Genomic DNA, 25,607 nt, shown 5'->3' with positions numbered 1-25,607 from the left:
TCTACTTCTTTCTTTTGTAACATATGCCACTAGTATAATATGCAGTATTACCAATTCAATATGTTATATGCCTCTTTATAATCATCTTCTTTAGAATCACGTTCACAGAGGACTTGTGATGTCATACCAACAATAAGTTATTCATTTCTTATATTTTTACTTACCTTTAAACCGACCTTCACGCCACCTTGGCGACGTCGTAGTAACGACGGCTCATTGAAATCACTTAATACTACTTGAAAATGCTCACTACTTTCTTACAACAAACAAAAACTCATAAGCTATTGATAATCAATAACTTACGAGTCTCATGTACTTGTACCTTATAGAATGATTTCTTACGGTGCACGGTTTAGGAAACCTTATTTTATGCCTTTTATCTCTATATCAACCCCTCTGCTTCATGCTTTGCAAGGAATTTTATGAGATAACTTAAAGTGCAAAAATCATTGTCAATTTTGCCTTTCATAAGTGTTAAACCTTTAATTAATGTTGTTTCTTCAAATTGTTCTAGAAGCCTCATCATGCTAATGGTATTGATGGTGCCTTCTTTGGTATCTAATACTCTAGAAGCTTTTACATGTTTATTCTCCATAGCTAGTGCTACTGCTGCTTTTAAAGGTTCACTTATTTCTATAGTTGGTGCTACTTCATAGATTTTAATATTAACGCTAATCGTATTTAAGTTCTTAGCTTTAGTCACATCTGTGCCTACAAATATAACATTTTTAAACACAGCACCTGCGAAGTCTACGCCATCTAGATTAGCTCCTTCAAATACCACATCTTCAAATCTCGCTTTTTTAAAACGGCTTTTCTTTAAATTACTGCCTACAAACTCTGCTGCTTTAAAAGACGCACCATAGAAATTACAAGATTTAAAGTGAGCTCCTCTAAAACTAGTAAAGTCAAAATTAGAACCTGAGAAGTCGCAATCATAACAATGGCTTCTTCTTAAATCCTTATACATAAAATTCTTATTAGTTTTATCTGCATTTTTGTAGTTAATGCCAGGCTCAGCTTTTTTCTTCATTGGTGGTTTCTTCACACCTGTTTGCTTATTTTTAAAGTTACCACCTTGGTTACCTCTGCTATTTGATTTATTAGCATTTTGTTTATTAGCTTTGTTTTCATTAAACATTGTTTTTCCTCCGATATAATAAAGAACCACAAACTTGATTTACTTACTTCTATTATAGCATATTTTATCAACCTCTTACTTTGGTTTGTTATTTTGAGCTCCTACAAAGGGTCTGCCACGTCATGCATAAATGTCTTATAAAAAAGAACAGAGTCTCTTAATAAATTAAAAACACTATATGACTCACATGAAACCGTAGTCATATAGTGCTTTTACGCATGGGAAATTAATAATTACTAATTTCCCATGCCCATTTAATCACCTAAAATACGCATTAATTCATCCTTTAAACCACTAGGGTTACTGTCATCTTGCTTTAACATAATTACAGTATACACACTCCCGCTATCATAAACCTGATAACCTGCTATAATTGGCGTATCACTTATCTCAGCCTCTATATATATAATTTCTTTATCGCCTATCTTTTCAATACTACTTTTATTTATTTTCATAGAACCTTTATCATTCTCATTTACAATCAATGCCTCTAGTTGACCCTTAGCTGTCAAAGGGGCATCAGGATAAACCTCACCTATTGTCGTAAGACAAATTGCATTAAGCTTTTTGTTTTCCCACATGGTTGTATATTCTAATCCGTCTTCATCATCTACTTCTATCCACTCATCAACTAATTCTTCTTTTCCCACATATACTATACCATTTTTGTAATCAACTGGTACATTAAGCATATTGCCTAAATCTCTTAATGGCACATAAGTCTTCCCCTTGTAACTAATTGTTTCCTTAACCTGTTCCTTCCCGTTAATATTCATCTTTTGATTCATTAACTCTGCTTGAATTTTAATCCCCGTAGCTGCTCCTAATGAAAAACATAAACTCAGCGCAATAATTCCTACTGCTATAAAATGTTTCTTTTTCATATGTATCCCCCATCTATTTATCATATCATCTAGTATACTATATTACGTTGCAAAATAACACGCAAAATTTTCTTTATTTTCTAACTTTACCTGCGGTGATTTTATATTGACTTTTATAAAAGCAAAGTAGCTATAACTTTTTAGGTTATAGCCACTTTCTATTATTCCTATTCTCAATATCTAATTAATCATAGTAGCTTATTCTATTACTAATCTACGCTCTTTAACTACACTCACTGCTCTAATGGAATTAATCCCTCTTCTCCTTCTTCAACCACATGCATATTCCCCCACATACCAGATTCTATATCCCAAGTAATGTTAGCAGATTGATACATATAGTCTCCTGTTTGACATACTCCAGCTGTAGCTCCTCCTAGTAAGTCTTTCCTATAGTTATCACCAATTGTAATGGCTCCATCTACTCCTATGATAGGTGAATTCATATTTGTATTCTCTGAATGCACTGCATGACCATGTACATAGAATGTAGTTGCTCTTGGCTTCTCAGCTGGCATGAGTAACTTAATAGTAATTGGGTCTCCAGGATTTGCATAAAATATCGGGGTTGAAATATCCGATAAATCCGGCTCATCTGAAGTGAACACATTACCTATTACAGGATCTTGTAACAGCCTATTATAGAAAGGCTCACTTCTTAGGTTATACCCTTTCATACCTTGATCTTCTGTATCAAGATCTTCATCATCTACTGCAATCTCTGGATTAAAGAAGAATTTGGGAAGTAAGTCACCTTTTTTATCTTCTAGATAAATACCATTATGAGCCAGTAGTACAAATTGCCTATAATCAGGTAGAAATGGATTCCTAATAACAAGTTGTTCTCCCTTATCCTTTTCACAGCCAGTAAATGGATCGTAATGCTTAGAACCCACCTCTGCAAAGCTAATTGCCCCAAATAAACCATGTTTTCTATGATTCATTGAATCACCAAAGTCTACAACTATAGCTTGTGTGGCTGTTTCTGGATAGTACCATCTATAGGTAATAGATTCTCCTACTCCTATAGTCTGATCTGGATTAAATCCTATCGTTGCACCATCAGAGCCAAGTACATCATATTCTGCGCCTTGGCTGTTCATAGAAACTCTTGAACTATACGGCCAACATTTCTGTACAGGTACCTCTGGGAACTGTGGTACATCTAGCTCCTTCGGCATGAGATTCACTAAAGTTAATTCTACGCCTTCTCCTGCATTAATAGTGAGTATAAGTGGCTCTGGATTCTTCTCTCCACATAATACCTTCTCTACATCTTCTAGTAATACAAATATCATGCCATATGGGTCATTATCACAAAATTGATTATAGATAATAGGCCTTTGCACCGCAGCTACATTAAAGTGATTTACTTTAGTTCCACAGGGGAATGGATTACCCGGTGAAGTCGCTTTAGGTGGTGGGCAGCAGGTCTGATATGGCATAGGCTCTTTTCGTCTATGAAGTAGTGGTCTATCTTTTAGCGGATATAAGGTAGGTATCAAGGTTCCCCTCACCCTAGTGATTCCCCATGTTCCTAACCAAAGATCATCCATACCACTAGAATAATACAAAACATCAAAGTCTTCTCTGCCACTTAAGCTCTCTAATGAAAATTCAAAGGTAAAGGTTTCTGAAATCCCTATATGCTGTTCTGCTACAAGGGGTGAGTCTACATCCGTTCTATCTCTATGCCACTCATACCTGTTAAAGTTAATAGCATGAGATTCTTCATGGGCTCCATCAATGAGCCTTACTCTTACAGGGTCCCCTGCATAACCTTCAAATAATGGTGTCCAAGGATCTCCATGTACATAAGAACTAAATACGTGGGCTGGTTCACCACCTCTTATATCAAATGGTGCATTGGTATAATTAAAAGCTATTACCCCCATATCATCCATGATGCCAGGCTCATCTGGTGGATTTAGTGCCTTACCTTTTCCATCATAAACTGGTGCCCAGTCATGAACTGCTAAGCAGAATTCCCTGAAATCTGGAATAAACGGATTCTGTATGATAGCCTGCGTACCTGCTGTCATACGTTTTCCTGTGTGAGTATCTAAGAACCTAGATCCTTCTGACTCTACTATTAGTCCACCAAATAAACCATGTAGCTGTACAGAATTTGCAAAAAGGTGATCATGGAAGAAACATACTTTTAGCTCTACATCAGCATACCATCTATAAACAACTGTTTGTTCATGAGCAGTTCCTGTAAAGTAGTTCCAACCTGTATTAGCGCCATCAGATGAAAGTACATCGAATTTTACAAAGTGTACGTGGGTAGAAGCAAATAAGGTATTAATTTGAATTTGGAAGGCATTAGGTCCTAGTTTCTCTGGAAACTTATTCGTAAAATGAATCTCTATACATTCTCCTGCCTTAGCCCTAATGAAGAGTGGTTCGGGTTTTTTAGTTCCATTTCTAACAGCTTCTTCATCTTGTTTCAGTACATAAAATCTTCCTTCTGGGTCATGCCAATTGGCTTCGTTATAAACAAGGTTTTGCTGAATCCCTACTATATCATAGCGCCTTACAGATGTACCTTCTGGGCAAGGATTGACAAATAGCGCACCTAGCTCAGCGTTATCTGCTAATGCATTGCACTCTAAATCTGTTATTGGAAAATCTCGATCATAGCCTTTAGGTGGTACTGGACTTCTACATCCTACTTTACCTGGAATAAAGAATGGAAAGCCTGGGTGCTTTTCTGTAGGTTTGGGTGGACAGGGTCTATCTGGAAGTGGCATGAGCCTTGTAACGGGTGTGCCATCAGGATAACAACGATTTCCCTCTTCAAGTACATCATGGATACGTTGAATGCCCCACATGCCTTCAGCAAAGTGAGGATACAAATGGCAGTGATAAATAACATCTCCATAAGCCTTTTGCAAGCTACCTGCTCCATATAAAATATCAAAGGTAATGGTCTCTCCTGGTCCAAAAGCACGTGAATCATTTAAGAAAGATTCTTGTACCTCTGGTTCAGATAACCACTGTTGTAAGTGTAAATGGAAAATATGCGTTTCCTTTACGCCACCATGAATGGCATACCACCTTACAGGGTCTGCTTTATAACATCTAGGAAGTACGGTAGGGGGTGGATCTCCAAACACCCATGAATCATGATGTACTTCTTCACCTTCACAGTCAGGACAGACAACACCTTCCATAATGAGCTGCATTTTATTACGCATAGGTTCTGCACGGTAGTTAATGGAATGCGTCATTTCTGGAAAACCGGTCATAGGATCTATAGGTGTTTCACCAAACCTGTTTTTAACAGCTGCTTCATCATGAAAAATCGTTACAAATTCTCTAAAATCTGGCTTGAAAGGATGGTGAATATCTGCAAACACACCACTTTCTAGTGGACATCCGCTCTGAGGGTCTGTCCATGTACTACCTGGTGCTTCTACAACTATGGCCCCAAATAAGCCATGTATATTACTCCCTATTTCTGAACTTAGTGCATTTCCTAAATCACTAAAATGAAACGCTCCTTGCGCCTGGGCATACCATCTATAACAAATGGTTTTTCCTGGTGCTGCTAATGAACTTTCATTGCCTCCTACAAAAGCACCATCTGTATTCTGTACCTCATAAGGTAGGCCTTTGACATTCATAGAAGCAGAAAAGCAAAGTTCATTCTTAAAGGTAATTTCAACGATATCACCCTGGTGTGCGCGTATAACCAAAGGCTGTACGAGATCCACATACGTTCCTGGACATTCTTTTATCCTTTTTTTAACCTCGTCTTTATTTTTATCTAGCACATACATAAGGCCATTGGGATCCACATCTCCGTATTTATTGTAGACAATAGGAACTTGAATGGCTGATATACAAAAATGTCTAACCATTATTATCTCCCCTTCCTATTTACCACACAACAGGAATTTCTCCCTCGCTTTCCTCTGCATAAAATGTTGCAATGTGTTCTAATTGGATAGCAAACTCTTGATTCTTTAATGGACCCGGTACGCCAAATTCACTTATGACATGTATGGTGTCAGGTTCTACTTTTATGAGTCTACCTACTACAAAAAACGGAAAAGCGCCTGTCATAACAAGTACTCTATTTCCTACGCTAAGACTTATTCTCTCTACTAATGTTAGATTCATTACTTTCCCTCCCTATTAAAAAAGTGAAAATCTAATTGAAGGATCAAATGGTGTAAACCATACAATGTTAATTAGTGGAATGATGAACGGTGTTGGAAAAATAAATTCAGGTGCATTACTCATCTTAATATTTACCTTTTCAAGTACCACATACTCATCCGTTACTTCTACCACATCACCGCAAAAAATAGGTCTAAATACTTGATTAAGTATATTGAGTTGATTATCATCTAAGACAACTAGAAGCGATTTTCCCATAAATGCCTCTAAATCTCGCGCTAGGTCACGCCTTGCAAATAAGCTTTCTTGATCACTTGAATGGCATTTCTCTCTACATTTTTCCTTATCATTACAGCTACTCTTTCCCATATTCTATCCCCCCATTTTCTAATGCTCATGCACATTATGATCTACATATAACTTAATGTCTCCAGCTATTAGCGCTCCACCTAAGTTAGTAGCTCCTGCCTGCATAGATGTACTATAGATGAAAATCTGAGTTGATCCTTCCTCATGCCCTGGATGTCTTTGATCTCCTTGCTCTACTTGATGCCCTTGTTCTTGTACTTCTTCACTTTGTTCTTCTTGATATACTGTAATGACACTATCCCTAGTTGTAGCTTCCTCATGGAATATAGCGAGCATATGCGTTTTACCGTCACTTTCAAAGAGTTTAAGAACATCTGCTCTCACTTTAATCTCCTTACCTATATCTTGCAATTCAAACTCTCCCTTATAAACCTGCATTTCACGTTCTACGAAAATAGTAAAGCAAATTTCCTTCTGACTCTGGATGTCTAATAAAATACCCTGCCCATCCACTAATACCTCATGATGAGGTATCCTAGGCACATTACATACCTCGGGTGCACATACTGGTTCAAATACACCATTGCACATACTACTAGACATATGACACATAGCGGTCCCTTTACAGCCTGTATCTCCTGTTCCACATCGCTCCATTTCGTTCGTATGGCACATTTCTTTACAGTCTGTATCTTCTTTTTTATATCTTTTCTTTTTAGACATATAAGCTCCCCCTTTCTCACTTTAAGGTTTTCTTTTCATTACTATCTCTACTAACTCGTCACGCTTGTTTCTGTTATCATAGTATGTTCGATATGCTATTTGGTTCTATTTATTAATAAATTTCTACATCACAAGAAAGTGGACTAACGTCCACATTTCTCCCGCTAGGGAACCCTAGATTCCCTTCGACGCTGACAAAAAACATGTCAGCTAAGCCCCCTCCTAAATACGGCTGGGAATTCTTCCCCTGCACCCCTTATAGTCTAGGAACAAGCATACAGTGTTTTAATAAATGAAAAGCACTATATGACTCACCTAAAATCGTAGTCATATAGTGCTTTCCTCATAAGAAATTAGCCATTTCTTATTTACTATCAATACTTCTAACTAACCCTTATCCGTTAAAAGCATAGGGGAGCTAAGTGCCTTTTTTACTAAGAATATACCATTGTGCGTTAACTCTCTTTTACTTTTCTAACGGTAAGCTGTTTTTAGCGCCTGAGCTAGCACTTTAGGATTTTTATTATAAGGTGTAACAGGGCAAATTTCCTTATCTTTTACCCCAAACAAGGTATAGACAGCTATTCTAGCTGCTCTTACTGAATACTCTTCAGTAAAGACCATGTCCTTTGGAATCTCAACGAACTGACTAATCATGGCAAAATTAGTGGAGCCTTCTGGTACTACCTGTGGTCTATCCTTCATTTTACGTGGTTGGAACTGGGCATCAATATATGGCATCATGCATGGAATGACATTGATGATTGTCTCCATTACGGTTTCTAGCTCTTCTTCCATGTGAAGGTGATGAAGAAGCTCTGTTAAAATTTCTTCACCACTGCAATCCCTCATAGGTTTTTTCACATAATCGCCAATGCGGTCTGTATGAAGGCCATAGCCCCAAAAGATGGTGACATCCATTGGTTGCTTCTTAAAATGAGGCTGAGCAGCAACAACAATACTCATAAGCCAACTAGAATCCTTAAAGGTCATAAGAGCCCCACTACCTGGGATATTTCCTGAGAATTTCTCTATCATTTTAAGCAGCTTATTACCACGGCAAGTGACTGTAAAGCTTTCCCAGTTGGTTTCACTAGGATGCCCAAAAAACGGTGTTGGATTGCCTAGATTAGATCTCTTTTTAGCAACCTTCTTCCACAGTTCTGCGGAAATGGGATGCTTGGGTTCATAAGGTGCTGGTGTATTAAAGTCTCCCAAGGTTGCACAATCTGTCATGCATCCATTGGTCATGATACAAACATCCTCTTCCTTTAATTTAATGATCTTTTCGCCTTCTTGATCTGTTATATGAATAGCTGAAACTGTTATACCTGGACCAGGCTTAAAGTCTATATCTGTCACCGTCGCATTAATGCTAAAGTCTACATTGAAAGCATCTAAATAGGCTTTTAACGGTAAGATGACAGACTCATATTGATTATAAGGTGTACGTGTAACCCCTTCTAAAGTTTCAATTCTAGAGAATTCAAAAATCATGCGATCCATATAACGTTTAAATTCAAATAAGCTAGACCACTTTTGAAAAGCAAAGGTAGTTTGCCACATATACCAAAAGTTAGTAGTAAAGAAATGTGGGGTATCTGCAAACCATTGTTCAATAGTCATATCATCAAGTTTACTTTCTGGTGTAGCCATAAGTTTTGCAAGAGCTAGCCTGTCGGCCTTATTAAACCCCATGCTTTTTACATCTTGAATAACGCCCCTCTTGTCTACTAAACGTGCTTGGGCATGAGTAGGATGTAAATGGTCAAAATTCAAGATTTCTTCTGTCACACTCATACCTGGCATATCTAAGGAAGGAATACTAGAAAATAACTCCCAAAAATTCTCATAGGTTTCTTCATTAAGCATACGACCTCCACGACATACAAAGCCATATACGGCTTCACCTGCACCGTCATTGCTACCACCTAATACTTTTAAACCTTCAATAATATGGATGTTTTCGCCTTTAAATTGGCAATCTCTAATCAAGTATGCTGCTCCAGCTAGAGATCCTAAGCCTCCACCAACAAAGTACACATGACCCTTTTGATGCCTTAGGCCATGAGCAGCTCTAGTGGCTGCCTCCCAGCTTGCTCTTTGTGACTTTTCCTCCCTTTGTTCTTTTAACTTCTTACTACTTAACATAGCTATAGCTCCTGCTGCTGCACCTATAACAACGCTAGCTACCACTATAGGCGTGGGTGATGCTTTTTTTCTTCTTCTTTTCATAAAAACAACCCCTTCGGTTCTCGTTAAATATTGTCAAAATGACTTCCTTTATAACTTAGACCAAAGAGGCTATTATTATTCAATATTATTTACTTTCTTACTCGCTTTGCTTATAGTTCCCTAATATTTTAAAATAAGGACACTCGTCTTTAATCTTACTCAACGCTATAAGCACACTCACATCTTGCAGATTACCTTCTAAGTCTGCAAAGAAATAATACTCCCATTTCTTTTCAAGTAGTGGTCTAGATTGAATCTTTAATAGATTTAATCCATTGTACGCGAAATGACCTAGAATATTATAAAGTGACCCACTCGTATGAGCTGTGTTAAAAACAATACTGATTTTATCACACTCATCTGTAATATGCATTTTTCTAGCTAATATAATAAAGCGAGTAAAATTATCTTTATTAAAATGGATATTCGATTTTAGAATATCCAGACCATAAAGGCTTGCAGCACGTTTACTAGCAATAGCAGCTTTACTAGCATCTTTAAGCTCTGCTACATGTTGACACGCTGTAGCCGTATTGATATAAGGTATTTGTTTCATTTTGGGATGTTCTTTTAAGAAAGCTTTAGTTTGTGAAAGACCTTGAGGATGAGAATAAACCTCATTAATATCCTCTATCTTTGCTCCCTTTAGTCCTAATAAGTTATGTTCGATCTTAATGGTCTGCTCCCCAACAATGTAAAGCTGATGTTCCTTGATTAAATCATATGTATCAAAAACCTCACCTGCACTAGAATTCTCTATAGGCACTACCCCATAGTCAATACTGCCTTCTAAAAGTGCTTCAAAGACATCTTCAAATGAGTCATGGTGGGTTAGCTCTGACCACTGACCTTTAAAGTAAGTATAGGTAGCTTCTTCCCCGTAAGCACCTGGTAACCCCTGGTAACCCACTCTAGGAGAGGGTTTAACTGTTCCGTTAATCCCCTCTTCTATTTGGTTTAAAATATAATCACTATGCTGATATAAGTTTTCAATAGATGATTTTAATCTAGCTGTAATGCCTTTATAGTCCGCTTCTCCCATTTATCTCACCCCACTGATATGACGATCTTCTACTGCTGCGTATTTAGCAACTTTACTGATAATGTGGCTGAAGCCTTCTGGTGTTACAGATTGTGGCCCATCACAAAGTGCTTTCTCTGGATTGTTATGAACTTCAATGATCAGACCATCTGCTCCAGCTGCAACAGCTGCTGCGCACATTGGTTCTACCATATAACGAAGACCTGTGGCATGGCTTGGGTCAATGATAATAGGTAAGTGACTAAGCTTTCTAATAGCTGGAATAGCTGATAAATCTAAAGTGTTACGTGTATAATTTTCAAAGGTTCTGATACCTCTTTCACAGAAGATAACTTGCTCATTACCGCCTGCCATAATGTATTCTGCTGACATAATCCACTCTTCAATTGTAGCTGAAAGACCTCTTTTAAGTAAAATAGGTTTTTTAGTTTGACCAAGCTGTTTAAGGAGTGAGAAGTTCTGCATATTTCTTGCGCCTACTTGGATAATATCTACATCTTCTACGAATTGGTCAAGTGTTGCTGGGTCCATAATTTCTGTAACAATTGGAAGGCCAGTTTTAGCTCTAGCAATTTTAAGAAGCTCTAAGCCTTCTGCTTCAAGTCCTTGGAAAGCATATGGAGAAGTACGAGGTTTGTAAGCCCCTCCTCTAAGGAAAGTGGCACCGGATGCTTTTACTGCTTCTGCAATCCCCACAATTTGTTCTTCACTTTCTACAGAGCAAGGTCCTGCAATAATAGCAATGTCCTTTCCTCCGATTTTTCTGCCCCCAATTTCAAATATGCTATCATCTGGATGGAAAGCTCTATTGGCTTTCTTATAAGGTTGTTTCACACGCATTGCTTTATCTACGCGGCTATCTCTTGAAATATCATCGACTTCAATAGATGATGTGTCTCCAATGAGTCCTAAAACTGTACATTGGCTTCCTGTAATCTTTTGAATTTTTATGTCATAACTAGATGTCAATTCTTTCATTAATCTATTAATTTCCTCTTCTGGTGTGTTGTTTTTCATTACAATAATCATATTAAATGACCTCCCATAATTTTAGTATTTACTATTTTTTAAAGTTTATTTTTTAATGGTTGTTATTTTTTGGCTATTACTTCTGCTTACATGATTTAATCTACATTTTGAACCTATTTCTTACAGCAAATCTTTCACTTTAAAATTAAACTACTCTATTTATATCAAATTATTGAAATCATCCTTGACTTACTAGAGTACTGGGCCCTTTCTTCATTGTAAGGTCATCTGATCTCAATAAATGAGTTTTCTATGGTAAAAAATAAAGGCCTTATGCTCCTAGGAACATAAGGCCTTTATATCTTTTATGAGTTCGGAAATAAGATATATTGACTTAGACTAATATGCTAGAAGACTTTAACTTATTTTGTTTGCAGCAAAAATAACCAGCGCTAAAATAAAAATAGCCCCAGCTAAAAAAGTAAAAGTTAAATTGTGCTGCAAGTTTTTTAGTTAAAGTACTCATCAATAGATCTCCTTTCCCTCAAAATTTTATTTTCAAATTTTCAGTATTTACTAGTGGTTTTAAATTAGGTTTATTATAAGTGGATAATTTTTGTTTGTCAATGTTGTTTTTTTAATTTTGACAGCCAGCCTTACTTCGCCATTAGTAGGTTTCCTTTGTCATTTGGTCTTTGAAAGCCCTTTCATCAAGGGCCTTTACCTGATAAATAATCTGACTATTTTTGTATATTTCGCACAAATAAATCATTTTATAAACGTACTCATGTCCTATCTTCTCTGTTTAAATGCCTTTAATATTATTAGCTCCTTTAGCTTAGAATAAACGTGGTACAATATAGCTTTGCCCTGCTTCTTCTATGAGATGCAATTTTTGATGATAGACACGCTGTAATTCTATGCCTTGCACCATTTCTTGTGGTGTACCTGACATAATAATCTTTCCCTCTTCCATAAGTAGTAACTCCTGACAGCTTTGGAGAGCTAGATTAAGGTCATGGAGCACCATGACAATCGTTAAATGACGCTTTGCTTTGAGCCTTTCGATGCAGTGCATCAGCTCAATGCTATTATGCATATCTAACATAGAGGTGGGCTCATCTAATAATAAAAGTGGGGTATTTTGAAGTAATGCTCTACCAATAAACACCTTTTGTGCTTCGCCTCCACTTAAGGTATTAATAGGTTGGTCTTTAAGGTGCAAAATCTGTAGTTCCTTTAAAAGTTCTACAACTTCCTCCTCAACTTCCTTAGAAAGGTTTCCCCATAGATCCATTTCTGTGTATTTTCCCATTAAAAGCATTTCATAGACGCTAAAGTCCACTTGCCTTGTATTTTCTTGAAAAACAAAGCTCACCTTTTTAGCATAATCTTTGACATGAAAGTTTCTTATATCTTTATCCTCATAAAAAATCGTATTTTTAGGTGGCACGATGAGGTTCATCATATGCTTAAGAAGGGTACTTTTTCCTGCACCATTAGGTCCAATAATCCCATAGGTTTTGCCTTCTTCAAACTGGAAGGAAATACTGTTTAAGATTGTCTTATGACTTTTTTCATAGCTTAAGTTTCGAATACAAATCACTAGCTTTCCCTCCTGCGCTCTTTATAAATCAAATACATAAAATAAGGTGCTCCGAATAAAGCAGTCACAATACCTAATGGCACTTCCCCTTTACTAGACACTGCCCTTGCTAAGTCATCACAAAAGAGGACAAAGTACATCCCGAAAAAGCCACACAATGGTAAGGTACGCTTATAATTAGATCCAAATAGCAATCTCACCATATGGGGAATAATAAGTCCCACAAAACCAATAGTCCCTGTAAAAGCCACATTAGTGGCAATTAAAATACTGCTGGCTACTAAAAGCCTTTTCCTCACTTTGCTTACGTCTACCCCCATTGCTTTAGCCGCTTCTTCTCCCATTAAAAGTAAATTGAGCTCTTTACGATAAACAAAAAATAAGCATAGAATAGGCACAGTAATAGCTAGTAGAATACCAACTCGCTTATAAGAAGCTGCATTTAGAGAACCCATCCCCCATACAAATACGGCTAACTGCTTATCTTCGCTTTGAATTCGTATATAAGATAAGAGGGCAGAAAAGAAATAGTTAATAGCAAGACCTGAGAGCAGCAGCCTAATAGGTGATACTTTTCCTTTAATGCCTGATAAGCTAATGACTAAACCATTAGCAAGCATAGCACCTACAAAAGCCCAAACAGGTAAAAAACCTCCTAATATAAAACCCATAGCCGCGCCTAAAGAAGCTCCTGAAGAAACGCCTAACATATAAGGGTCTGCCATATCATTTCTAAAAAGGGATTGGTAAACAGCGCCAGTTATGGCTAGATTAATGCCTGTAAGTAGTGCCATTAAAATTCTTGGGATTCTTAGATTCCACACAATGGTCTCTTGTCCCTTGGAAATAGATTCACTAAGAGGAACTAGCTTTAACTTAGCGCCAATAATATTGATGATGTCACCTACAGTAATATCAGCAACACCTATAATCACGGAGATACACGCAAATAAAATCAGACATAAAGTTAATAGGAAATATAAATAGCTTATATTTCCTATTAACGCTTTTTTATGTTTCATCTTATTTTGCAAGTTCTGGATGAATTTTTTGCGCCATCTCTACGAGGGCATCTGCTACTCTAGGGCCTTGTCTTGAAATACTATCTCCGTCTATTTCATAAACTTTGCCTTCTTTCACAGCTCTTAAATCTTTATAGAAATCAGTTGTTGCCATGTCAGCAGCCATATTTACGCCTGATGGTACAATAATTATATCTGGGTCACCATCAGCGATTTGCTCTTTGCTAATAGACCAACCTGAGATTTCCTGGGCAATGTTAGTAGCACCTGCTAAATGAATGATTTCACCAATGAAAGTATCTCCACCTGCACCGTAATCACTTTCACCAAAGCCTGTTGCATAATATACTTTTGGAAGTTCAGTTAAGTTAAGTCCTTGAAGAGCTATTTCTAAGTCAGCTACTTTTTGTTTCATTTCAGCAACTACCTCTGCTGCTTTTTCATCTGTACCTGTAAGCATACCTACTTTTTCAATAGCAGAGTAAGTTCCTTCAAAGTTTTCTTGTTCATTAAGGAAAGCCACATTAATCCCTACTTCTCTTAATTTACCAATGACTTCTTCTGATACGTGAGTTGCACCTACTACTAGGTCTGGATTTAAATCTACGATTGCTTCTACATTAGGGTTAGAAGTACCCCCTACTTCTGGAAGTGCTGTAATGCTTTCTGGATAGTTGCAGTATTTTGTACGACCTACCATTTTATCTTCTAAACCTAAAGCACAAAGAATTTCTGTTGTACTTGGTGCTAAAGAAACGATTCTCTCTGGTTTCTTCGTTAAAGTAATTTCTGTTCCTGTAGAATCAGTAATGGTCACGTTAAATGCTTCATCTGCAGTTTGCTCTGGCTGACTTGTGACTTCTGCTGAGACTTCTGGTGATGTACTTGGAGCTGTTTGGTCCCCTTGATTTTTACTGCCACAGCCTACTAATAATAAGCTCATTAAAAAGGTTACTAATAATAAACTAATGACTTTTCCTTTAAGTGCTTTCTTATTTCTCATTTTTAGCCTCCTATGCTATTTTTTAGAAGAATCCCTTTTCTCTTCTTCTTTTCTTAGAGACCTTTTAATCACTTACACTTTGACAAAAGTTCCCTTTATCTCTGCCTGCTTTTCTTTGAAAAATTTTTCGGCAAAATAAAATAGCTGCCCAAGATTTCTTAGGGCAGCATTAATAGCACCATCAACTATTTTTGATAGTTTCGCGTACTATTCTCTCCCTCCGAAAGAATACTTTCTCACACATACAAGGCAGGTCTCCTGGCTCATAGTTCTTCCTCCGGCGCCTTCCCATAAACCTTGGTTTACAGTGGCTTTTGCCTTCGTCCCTATTAACAGTAGCGGGGGCTGCAGTTCTTAGCTTTCCCTATTAAGTCCTTACGGACACCTTCTATGCTTTATTCATTTGTATTATTTCTGTATTATCATGTCATACTATTTTAATGCTGTCAAGTTGCACTCTCCATTACTATTCTTATGAAACTTTAAGTATCTTTAATCCTATTCTAATAAGATTTTTTCTTTCATAGGCTTAATACTTCTCTAGTTTTATATAATCAAAAGCTTTTCTATTCACAATATCAAACTTTTTTAATAAATTTTTTAGGGAATCATTCTTCTTATCACATATAGTATAGTGTAAAGATAAATCAAATAACTTCCCACAGCAGAATCACCACAGCTTCAATCTGAGGAACTGACCGGGTCAGCCAAGTCTCAATCTATTGTTATAGGTACCTCTGGACTTAAGAAAAATGTTCACTGATGCGCTGCAAGGGAGGCGCTCATTATAAGTTGTTTGATCATGCTTTACATCTAGTAGCACCCCAACTAAAGTTTAAAACCAGAGTCTTAAAGCCTTAGCTTCCTCATCATAAAGGGTGCACCGGCTATGACTTTTAGGAGCTCCTCACTCTTCGGTTTAGCTTTCATACTTATGTCTTAGTCTCTTTACAACTAGTCGTACTGAGGAGCTGCTGCTATGCCATTTAGAGCTAAAGCATAGGTGTAAAGGTTAAATCAAAGGGACTGGTAAACAAAAATACCACCTTTTTAGTTATTCTAAAAGGGTGGTATTTTTGTTGCGCATTTATTGAGTTTTTACTAGTTCCTCTTTATCTACATCCATAATATTTAAAGCTACTTCTTTTATCTCCTCGCTTAGGATAAATGGCAAGTCAAACTTTTGGTTGTCATTTAGAAATTTAAATAATCCCACGTAGTAAAGTCATACTGCTATTTAAAATGTAATCATATCTTTAACCGTTCTAGAAGCTCTAACAACCAACCTCTTAGATGAGTTCAGCCTTCTTCAAAAGCTTTATAATAATAGTTGCACTTTCTGCTCTTGTAAGGTTATCTTTTGGCGTAAGCTTCCCTGTATTATCTCCTGCAAAAATATCATTTTTCACACAGATTGTAGCTGTCTGTCTTGCGTATAATGAAATACTATCAGAGTCCTTAAATAACTTAAGTTGATTACTCACATCCGCATCAGATACTGTTACATTCAAATCTACTATCTCCATGGCTTTTGCAAGCATTGTCATTGCTTGCTCTCTGGTAATTAAGTCTTGTGGTCCAAAATTTCCATTTGAATAACCAGTAAGTATGCCATACTCATAGGCAGTATAAATAGAGTAATAATAGGAATCACCTTTGTTAACATCACCAAACTTCTCTGGGAAATTGGTTCCTTTTAGTCCAAGTGCTTTGACTACCATTGAAGCAAATTCTGCTCTTGTAATATCTCTATTTGGAGCAAAATTTCCATTTCCCACACCATCATCAATTAGCCTTGAACCAACATCATTGACATAATCCTTTGCCCAGTGTTTTTCTACATCCTTAAATGTTACAGGATTCCAAATAACTGTATAGGTACTGTTAGTAAGGCTGTTGATCTTTGCATAATACCTTCCATCAACAAACTTTACTACAGTAGGAACATGTGTGAAAGTGCCGTCTTTGTTCAATACTACACCTGTCGTTATTTGATTCTGCTCAACTCCCTTTGGTAAAAGTACTGTTCTTTCTACGTAATGGTTAAACCTAGATACCTCAAGCGTTTTGCTACCGTTTGTGCAAGTTATTTCAAAGTCCGTAGGATGTACTACTAGCTGGAAGTTATTCATTTTAGCACTGGTTTCAACCTTTGTTATTGTTTCTTTTGATGAATTTGAAATACTAATGTTTACTTTGATATCTTTTAACTGAACCTGACTACCTATTCTTTCTGAAATGCTACCTATATTAATAGCCGCTGCAGGAATAGTATAAGTAACATTCTCTGTTTTAATCTCGAGGGTTGCATCTTTATCTTGCATATTCTTGACCGTTTGACCGTTGAGCTGTCCTATTACAATATCTGAGTTGTTATATACAGGAATTATAATCGTGCTCCCAACGTTTTCTGTATTTAGCTTGGCAGTAAGCTTTTCATCATCTAGTTGAATGGTCGTTTTCTTTCTGCCATTTTCCATTTTAATTTCGGAGGTTGCATAGTTCACTTTATCATTGTTAATCAATATATCAATAGTTGGAGTAATGACTGGATTAGGAGAATATGAACTACCACCACCACCACCACTTTGTCCCGCTTTCTTTCCTACCACACCTGTTCTTACACTTTCTATTGCTATTCCCTGTGCTATTCCAGTTGCTGCTACTGGTGTGACTTCAAAGCATATATATTTTCCTTCATCTGCACTGGTAAGCACATATGTTGTGGTTCTTGCTCCTACTATTACTGTTTTATTTCGCCCCTCCATATCATCTGCTCTGTACCACTTGTATATACTGTTTCCCTCTAAATCTCCGTTGACATCACTATAGGTATAGTGACCTGTCAGTGTCTCACCTACTTTTAATATTCCTGTAATTGGCTGTACTGTTGCTGTAGGTGCTGCTTCAGCTAAAACTACTGCTACTGGTCCTATTCTCCCACTCTCAACTGCAATTCCTTGAGTAATTCCAGTTGCTGCTACTGGCGTCACTTCAAAGCTAATATATTTTCCTTCATCTAAACTGGTAAGTACATATGTTTTAGTGTTTGCTCCTGCTATCTCAGTTTTATTAAGTCCTGATGAATTATCTGCTCTATACCATTTAAATATACTGGTTCCCTCACTATCTCCATTAACATCACTGTAAGTATAGTGACCTGTTAGCATTCTTCCAACCTGTAGTGTTCCTGTTATAGGCTGTACGGTAGCTTTAGGTACTGCTTCTGCTAAAACGACTGGTCCTGTTATCCCACTCTCAACTGCAATGCCTTGCAAAGTTCCAGTTACTGCTACTGGCGTTACTTCAAAACTTATGTATTTACCTATATCTCCACTAGTAAGCACATAGGTTTTGGTTGTGGCTCCTGCTATTACTGTTTTATTTAGTCCTGCCATATTATCTGCTCTATACCATTTGTAAGTGCTTGCTCCCTCTAAATCGCCATTTACATCACTGTAGGTATAGTTTCCTGTCAAAGACTCTCCCACTTGTAGTGTTCCTGTTATCGGCTGCACTATTGCTGTAGGTGCTACTTCAGCTGCTACTATTGCTCCTGTCCATGAACTCAATGCTGCTGTTCCCTGTGCTATTCCAGTTGCTGCTACAGGTGTTACCTCAAAGCTTATATATTTTCCTAAATCTGCACTAACAAGTACATAGGTGAAAGAAGTTGCCCCCTCTATTGCTGTCTTATTCAAACCTGCTACATTATCTGCTCTATACCATTTGTAAGTACTAGTTCCTTCTAAATCACCATTGACATCACTGTAGGTATAGTTACCTGTCAAAGTTTCTCCTACCTGCAATGTTCCTGTTATTGCCTGTACTGTTGCTGTAGGTGCTGCTTCTGCCGGCACTATTGCCCCTGCCCATTCACTCAATACTGCTGTTCCCTGCGTTATTCCGGTTAGCGCTACCGGCGTCACCTCAAAGCCAATATATTTTCCTTCATCTGAACTGGTAAGTACATATGTTTTAGCATTTGCTCCTGCTATCTCTGTTTTATTAAGTCCTGATGAATTATCTGCCCTATACCATTTAAATATACTGGTTCCTTCACTATCTCCATTAACATCACTGTAAGTATAGTGACCTGTTAGCATTCTTCCAACCTGTAGTGTTCCTGTTATAGGCTGTACGGTAGCTTTAGGTACTGCTTCTGCTAAAACGACTGGTCCTGTTATCCCACTCTCAACTGCAATGCCTTGCAAAGTTCCAGTTACTGCTACTGGCGTTACTTCAAAACTTATGTATTTACCTATATCTCCACTAGTAAGCACATATGTTTTCGTTGTGGCTCCTGCTATTACTGTTTTGTTTAGTCCTGCTGTATCATCTGATCTATACCATTTGTATGTACTGGTTCCCTCTAGATCTCCGTTGACATCACTATAGGTATAGTGACCAGTCAAAGTCGCTCCCACTTGTAATGTTCCTGTTATCAGCTGCACTATTGCTGTAGGTGCTACTTCAGCTGCTACTATTGCTCCTGTCCATGAACTCAATGCTGCTGTTCCCTGTGCTATTCCAGTTGCTGCTACAGGTGTTACCTCAAAGCTTATATATTTTCCTAAATCTGCACTAACAAGTACATAGGTGAAAGAAGTTGCCCCCTCTATTGCTGTCTTATTCAAACCTGCTACATTATCTGCTCTATACCATTTGTAAGTACTAGTTCCTTCTAAATCACCATTGACATCACTGTAGGTATAGTTACCTGTCAAAGTTTCTCCTACCTGCAATGTTCCTGTTATTGCCTGTACTGTTACTGTAGGAGGTGCTTCTGCTGGTACTATTATTCCTGCCCATGTACTTAATACTGCTGTTCCCTGCTCTATTCCGGTTAAAGCTACCGGCGTTACCTCAAAGCCAATATATTTTCCTTCATCTGAACTGGTAAGTACATATGTTTTAGCGTTTGCTCCTGCTATCTCAGTTTTATTAAATCCTGCTGAGTTATCTGCTCTGTACCACTTGTATGTACTGGCTCCCTCTAAATCACCATTTACATCACTGTAGATATAGTTACCTGTCAAAGTCTCTCCAACTTGCAGTATTCCTGTAATAGCTTTCACTGTAGCTGTAGGTACTGCTTCAGCTAAAACGACTGGTCCTGTTCTAGCACTTTCAACTGCAATGCCCTGTGCTATTCCAGTTGCTGCTACTGGTGTCACTTCAAAACTAATATATTTACCTATATCTGTACTCGTAAGCACATAGGTTTTGGTTGTTGCTCCTGCTATTACTGTTTTATTTAATCCTGCCATATTATCTGAGCTATACCATTTGTAAGTGCTTGCTCCCTCTAAATCACCATTTACATCACTATAGGTATAGTGACCAGTCAGCGTTTCTCCAATCTGTAATGTCCCTGTTATAGGATGCACTGTCGCTGTAGGAGGTGCTGGCAAATCAAATATATAATCAACATTCAGGGTAGGATTGCCTACAGAACTTGTTGAACTATTTCCAGCCACATCATAGAGCTTTACACTTATAGTTCCACCTAATGCAACTGCCACTTGGAGCTCAGCGTTCGTACTTGTTCCTAAATCAAATGTTACCTGAGTATCTCCTGATACTATGGAACTATCAGATGCAATCAGTATAGCATCTAGGTAAAGCTCTGCCTTCCCGCCTGTCGCATCATCCGCAGTAATTGTGGCAGTTGCAGTCATATTTGTATTGGATTGATTTAAACTATTTGCAATAACCGTTCCACCTACAGGTGTTACTGTAACTGCTGTTGGTGCTGCTGGTGGTGTCATGTCAAAAATGACTGGACTTCCTGATGTTACTGCTGTCACTTGCATTGCCGCATTGTTTGCTATATCCATAAAATCAAGTGTGAATGGTATTGTCCCCTCTGTATCTGATTCCTGCATGATATAGGTAGCCTTCCAAGTCTTCGCATCACTATCACCAGCATCGCTAACAGTAGCAGTATTCCCAGCAATTGTTACAGTTGGACTTTGAATATTTTCATTGGCTGTTATGCTGAGTGTAATTTGATCTCCTACCTTTGCTACTGTTGTTACATTTGCATTATCTGAAGTCATTGTTAAACCCAATATGATTGGTGGAACTTCGTCTACGGGAGTAACATCATACGTAAGCGATTCTAAATATCCTGAGATTATATCAAGATTTCCTCCACCCAGGTCAGCTCCGCATATTCTAATTTCATCGACATTCTTAAACTCACTGTCTTTGCTACGCATATCAAAATACTCATCTGCAGTTGCGTCAGTATAATTTATAAATTGTTTCTCAGTAACCTGTATACCGTCTCTCCACCCCGTTACAAACATACTACGTACAGATGAACCAGTAAAATTAAATCCACCAAAATTAAATTCATCTCCGTTACTATTTAAAATATGTAGTTCATCCACATCACCGTATCCAGTGGTTATTGAAAGGGCTGCTGGTCCTGTCCATGTCTCTATAGCTCCATCGTTAGCAGCAACACCATCTAGCTTTGCAATAAATTTCCAATTATTATATGTATATGCTCCTCCACTTAATGCAGGATCCGCATCTATAAATCCCCATCCTTCAAAATCCTCAAAAATATCTGCAGCAAAAATATTTGTTGGATTTGTTATTAGCATACTCCCAATAAGTATAACGGATATGATAAGTCTTATTATCCTAGATTCCATTTAAATCCTCCCTTTTCTTTACAGCTAGCTAAGTTATTTTCATATATCGATAGATTATATTAAAAAAGTCCCCCAAATATACTCCTGCTTATTGTAATATCTTTTCATTATGAACATTAAAATATCTAAGCACATTAAATAAAGTATTCAATATGCTTAGATATTAACTTTAGAAGCACGTCATAAAATTAAACCCTATTTATACTTAGTGTATAATTTTTAGTCCCTATAGCTCCTGATTTTGAAACTACCAATGAAATGGTGTTAACTGCATTTGGCAAAGAAATAGCAGAGAAAGCCACACCACTTGCTACAGTTTGACTACTACCATTACTAGTTATTGTAACTGATGCTCCATTATCTTCAGCAATTGGCGTAATCACAACGCTATTAGCTTTTGAATTAACTGCTACGGTATAGCTCAATGTTGTTTGATTCATGTAAGTAACCTCACTATATGTATATCTATTTCCAGTATAGGCTAAATTAACCCTATCTAAATACAGACTGTTCTCTCTTACCACTGTTATGGTATACGTTTGTGAAGCAGCACCATTTGTGACAGCAATATTTATCGTATTGCTACCTACATTCAGATTGACCGTTGAAGGCTGATTGCTAGTTGCAGTATTTCCATTTACCTTTATTGCGCAGCCTGCAATATTTGTAGTAGGTGTCACTGTGACACTCTTGATATCATAAACCACATTTTGGGTCGTATAATTTAAATGATTGCTTGAGAAGATTGGATTAAGTGCTCCGCTACTGATTACTAGATTACTTAAGATAGCACCCTGTTCTCTTTCTACTATAATAGTATAATTCTTGGTAGTTACACCATCTAAAGCATTTACCAATACGTTTATGGTATTGGCTCCAACATTTAGATTGACTGTACTCTGTCCGCCTGTCATTACTGTACCATTCACTATTATAGTGGATGTAGGATCTGCTGCCGCTGCAGAAACAGTAATACTTGATGTACTATAGGGAACCTTTGCAGTGGTATACGCTAAAATAGTTGGATTAAATGTGGGTGTCAGTGAACTGCTGCTAATAGCTAATGATGACAGGTTTGCATTAGGTGGATGTCCATTAATTTCAAGCTCCATAAGTGAGGCATATTGAGGATTTACTCTTAGACCTTTGGTTACATTTAGCTTTACATATCTATAAGCACCCACTATGCTTCTTGAAGTGATAGCTGCTGTATTATTCACAACAGAGTCTATCGTTACCCAGTTTACATTATTATTACTTCCCTGAAGTGAATAATCACACATATTATAATCAGGATTTGCCCAACCTGCCGTCCCCATGTGTCTTACAGTCCATGCTGTAATAACAAATGTGGCACCCAAATCAACAGTCATATCAGCTGGAACGGTATTACACAGCCATCTGCTTGTAGGTTGTAATGTGCCGTTAACAGCTCTTGAAGACGAATAAGGTAATACGTAACCACTTGCTCCAGCAGCTTTATTTAAAGCAATATTAGGATCTGCCATATTCTTTCCATCCTTTCTCCATCAAAATACTTTCCGTATTTTGATAATTGACCTTGAAGACAAATGTTATTAATGATTCAATATAGCCATTACTGTCTTTGTGGATAAATCCCTTCTGTTGCAATATAGTACTTCATGTTTGGCAATGGCTCTGCACCTTTCAAGTTTGGTAATGCAAATGTCCCCTGCGCTGCATTCCCACCATATGTATTTCCAATTAATGAATATAAAGCCTGATTTTGTGCAATGTTTAAGATTTGCCCTTCACAAGACATCCAACCCATTGGTGTAAAGGTATAGGGAAACAGTGTAATTTCTCCTAATAAATAATCCATAATCCTACCTCCTAAAATTTATATTTATATTAAATCTTGTTACTTAAATAATTAACTGCGATTTGAGAACAATTGTTCCTATAATCGTTTAAATATTCTGATACACTTAACTTCTAGGTGGGTAAAACTTTGATGTCATTTAAATTATATAATATTCTAAAATTTTTTTAAATATTTTTATGTAAAATATTTAAAATTTTATTACAAATGTAAAACATTGTATGTTGCACACCTTAGAATGAAGTGCTGGTAAGCAAAATACCACCTTTTTAGTTATTCTAAAAGGGTGGTATTTTGTTATTCCTCTTTAAGATTTTAGCCGTTGATCTTCGTCCAAGATTCTTCGTCAAATACTCTATCTTTATAGTAATATTTCTTATCTTCTTCTGTAATTTCCCTTATCACCTTGCAAGGATTTCCTGCCGCTACTACGTTATCTGGAATATCTTTCGTCACCACACTTCCTGCACCTATCACCACATTGTTACCTATTTTTATGCCTGGAGTAACTACTACATTTCCTCCTAGCCATACATTGTCTCCTATGGTCACTGAGATACCGTACTCATAGCCTGAATTTCTTGCCTCTGGATGAAGTGGATGCCCTGCAGTGTAAATTGCCACATTAGGGGCAAACATTACATTATTCCCTATCTTTACTTTTGCTACATCTAAGATAGTACAATTATAGTTAGCAAAGAAGTTGTCACCTACTTCAATATGCTTACCATAGTCAAAGTAAAACGGTGGATTAATAAATACATTGTTGCCGCTTTTTCCCAAAAAACCTCTAACCAATTTAGTAAGCGTCTCAAAATCTGATCTATCAGTTGTATTATAAATCTGCATATGCCTTCTAGCTACTTTCATCTCCTCAAAAACCTCAGCATCTGCAATATAAGGTAATTCTAGGTCCCTTCTCTCTTGATTATTCATCTTCTTCCTCCTGTACTGATCTGATAACTCTCATCTATAACATATACTGGCATACATAAGTATAAAACTTATCTTATTATATCTAGCGTGACTACTAAGTTCTATCACAATTCTTTTCATTTCTAGTACAATTATGCTATTTTATAGGCTACAAAGAAAGAAGGATTAATAGTGTTTTTACTCACCATTAATCCTTCTTTACTTCTTCATTGTCTATTTCTAACGATGTTCATCAATATAATCTGAAAGTCTTGCAAACTCTTCAATGGATAGGGTTTCTCCTCTTGTTTGAGCGCCTATACCACTTTCGTCTAAAAGCTCTTTAAGCCTTTCTTTATCTATGCCTAAGTCACCGTGAGCTGCTAAGGTATTAAGCAGTGTTTTTCTTCTAAGTAAGAAAGCTGCTTTAATGATGCGAAACATTTGCTTCACATTATTTGTTTTGACAAGTGGCTCTTCATGTACGTTAAGCTTAATAACTGCTGAATCTACATTAGGACTAGGCATAAAGCAGTTTCTTGGTACATCTACTACTAACTCTGGGGTTGAGAAATAGTTAACAGATACAGCAATGGCGCCATATTGCTTAGTTCCTGGCTTAGAAGAAAGACGATCTGCCACTTCTTTTTGCACCATAACAGTGATACTTTCGATAGGTAGTTCATCTTCTAATAAAGCCATAATAATAGGTGTTGTAATGTAGTAAGGTAAGTTTGCTACTACTTTTATTCTTCTATTAGGTGATTCTTCTGCAATAAGCGCTGCAAGGTCTACTTTTAAAACGTCATTATGGATAAGCTTAAAATGAGGTTCTGCCCCAAACTGTTCTTCTAAAATAGGAATCAGCTGATTATCGATTTCGATAGAAATAACTTTACCTGCTTTTTCTAATAAGGCTTGAGTTACACAGCCAATACCTGGTCCGATTTCAATAACGCAATCTTCCTTAGTAATCTCTGCTGCATCAATAATTTTATCAAGTACTTGTGGATCTATTAAAAAGTTTTGTCCGAATTTCTTTTGAAAAGCAAAAGGGTATTTACTAATAATCGCCCTAGTGCCTTCTACTGTTGCTATCTTTCGCATATGGTTAGTCGC

The 25,607-nt window shown here is 37.1% G+C and carries 17 protein-coding genes and 1 riboswitch; all 17 genes read right to left on the bottom strand.

Annotation, left to right across the window (positions count from 1 at the left end; all coding sequences use genetic code 11):
• Positions 1-382: 382 nt before the first annotated feature.
• Positions 383-1,141: a pentapeptide repeat-containing protein gene (locus CLOLE_RS03600; RefSeq protein WP_013655705.1), complete on the bottom strand. Its 759-nt coding sequence runs from the start codon at positions 1,139-1,141 to the stop codon at positions 383-385.
• A 254-nt stretch (positions 1,142-1,395) separates the two neighbouring features.
• Positions 1,396-2,025: a hypothetical protein gene (locus CLOLE_RS03595; protein WP_013655704.1), complete on the bottom strand. Its 630-nt coding sequence runs from the start codon at positions 2,023-2,025 to the stop codon at positions 1,396-1,398.
• Positions 2,026-2,258: 233 nt separating this feature from the next.
• The gene (locus CLOLE_RS03590) at positions 2,259-5,891 is read right to left on the bottom strand and encodes a multicopper oxidase domain-containing protein (RefSeq protein ID WP_013655703.1); all 3,633 of its coding nucleotides are present in this window, start codon (positions 5,889-5,891) and stop codon (positions 2,259-2,261) included.
• A 19-nt stretch (positions 5,892-5,910) separates the two neighbouring features.
• Positions 5,911-6,153, bottom strand: a complete 243-nt coding sequence (locus CLOLE_RS03585; RefSeq protein WP_013655702.1) for a hypothetical protein — start codon at positions 6,151-6,153, stop codon at positions 5,911-5,913.
• Positions 6,154-6,168: 15 nt separating this feature from the next.
• The gene (locus CLOLE_RS03580; RefSeq protein WP_013655701.1) at positions 6,169-6,522 is read right to left on the bottom strand and encodes a hypothetical protein; all 354 of its coding nucleotides are present in this window, start codon (positions 6,520-6,522) and stop codon (positions 6,169-6,171) included.
• Positions 6,523-6,540: 18 nt separating this feature from the next.
• Positions 6,541-7,185, bottom strand: coding sequence for a hypothetical protein (locus CLOLE_RS03575; protein WP_013655700.1), 645 nt, complete (start codon positions 7,183-7,185; stop codon positions 6,541-6,543).
• Positions 7,186-7,659: 474 nt separating this feature from the next.
• The gene (locus CLOLE_RS03570) at positions 7,660-9,420 is read right to left on the bottom strand and encodes an oleate hydratase (RefSeq protein WP_013655699.1); all 1,761 of its coding nucleotides are present in this window, start codon (positions 9,418-9,420) and stop codon (positions 7,660-7,662) included.
• Between the two features lie 97 nt (positions 9,421-9,517).
• On the bottom strand, positions 9,518-10,462 hold the full coding sequence (gene pheA, locus CLOLE_RS03565; RefSeq protein ID WP_013655698.1) for a prephenate dehydratase: 945 nt from the start codon (positions 10,460-10,462) through the stop codon (positions 9,518-9,520).
• Positions 10,463-11,491: a 3-deoxy-7-phosphoheptulonate synthase gene (aroF, locus tag CLOLE_RS03560; RefSeq protein ID WP_013655697.1), complete on the bottom strand. Its 1,029-nt coding sequence runs from the start codon at positions 11,489-11,491 to the stop codon at positions 10,463-10,465.
• A gap of 778 nt (positions 11,492-12,269) precedes the next feature.
• Positions 12,270-13,037 (bottom strand): ABC transporter ATP-binding protein, encoded by a 768-nt coding sequence (locus CLOLE_RS03555; RefSeq protein WP_013655696.1) that lies wholly within the window; start codon positions 13,035-13,037, stop codon positions 12,270-12,272.
• A complete protein-coding gene (locus CLOLE_RS03550) occupies positions 13,037-14,059 on the bottom strand; it encodes a FecCD family ABC transporter permease (RefSeq protein WP_013655695.1) in 1,023 nt (340 codons plus the stop codon). The genes CLOLE_RS03555 and CLOLE_RS03550 overlap by 1 nt, the downstream gene beginning before the upstream one ends.
• Position 14,060: 1 nt before the next feature.
• Positions 14,061-15,062, bottom strand: coding sequence for an ABC transporter substrate-binding protein (locus CLOLE_RS03545; protein WP_013655694.1), 1,002 nt, complete (start codon positions 15,060-15,062; stop codon positions 14,061-14,063).
• Between the two features lie 231 nt (positions 15,063-15,293).
• A riboswitch (cobalamin riboswitch) is annotated at positions 15,294-15,466 on the bottom strand.
• Positions 15,467-16,351: 885 nt separating this feature from the next.
• Entirely contained in the window at positions 16,352-21,730 is a 5,379-nt protein-coding gene (locus CLOLE_RS21575) for an S-layer homology domain-containing protein (RefSeq protein ID WP_013655693.1), read from the bottom strand.
• A 188-nt stretch (positions 21,731-21,918) separates the two neighbouring features.
• The gene (locus tag CLOLE_RS03535; RefSeq protein ID WP_013655692.1) at positions 21,919-23,238 is read right to left on the bottom strand and encodes a cadherin-like beta sandwich domain-containing protein; all 1,320 of its coding nucleotides are present in this window, start codon (positions 23,236-23,238) and stop codon (positions 21,919-21,921) included.
• An 89-nt stretch (positions 23,239-23,327) separates the two neighbouring features.
• Positions 23,328-23,573, bottom strand: a complete 246-nt coding sequence (locus CLOLE_RS03530) for a phage tail protein (protein WP_013655691.1) — start codon at positions 23,571-23,573, stop codon at positions 23,328-23,330.
• Positions 23,574-23,888: 315 nt separating this feature from the next.
• Positions 23,889-24,509 carry a sugar O-acetyltransferase gene (locus CLOLE_RS03525; RefSeq protein WP_013655690.1) on the bottom strand — a complete coding sequence of 207 codons (621 nt, stop codon included), beginning with the start codon at positions 24,507-24,509 and terminating at the stop codon, positions 23,889-23,891.
• Positions 24,510-24,728: 219 nt separating this feature from the next.
• Positions 24,729-25,595, bottom strand: coding sequence for a 16S rRNA (adenine(1518)-N(6)/adenine(1519)-N(6))-dimethyltransferase RsmA (gene rsmA, locus CLOLE_RS03520; protein WP_013655689.1), 867 nt, complete (start codon positions 25,593-25,595; stop codon positions 24,729-24,731).
• Positions 25,596-25,607 lie beyond the last annotated feature (12 nt).

It is taken from the genome of Cellulosilyticum lentocellum DSM 5427 (assembly GCF_000178835.2).
GTDB lineage: Bacteria > Bacillota > Clostridia > Lachnospirales > Cellulosilyticaceae > Cellulosilyticum > Cellulosilyticum lentocellum.
Note: the sequence above shows the minus strand (reverse complement) of the source record. Positions and strands in the feature narration are given on the sequence as shown.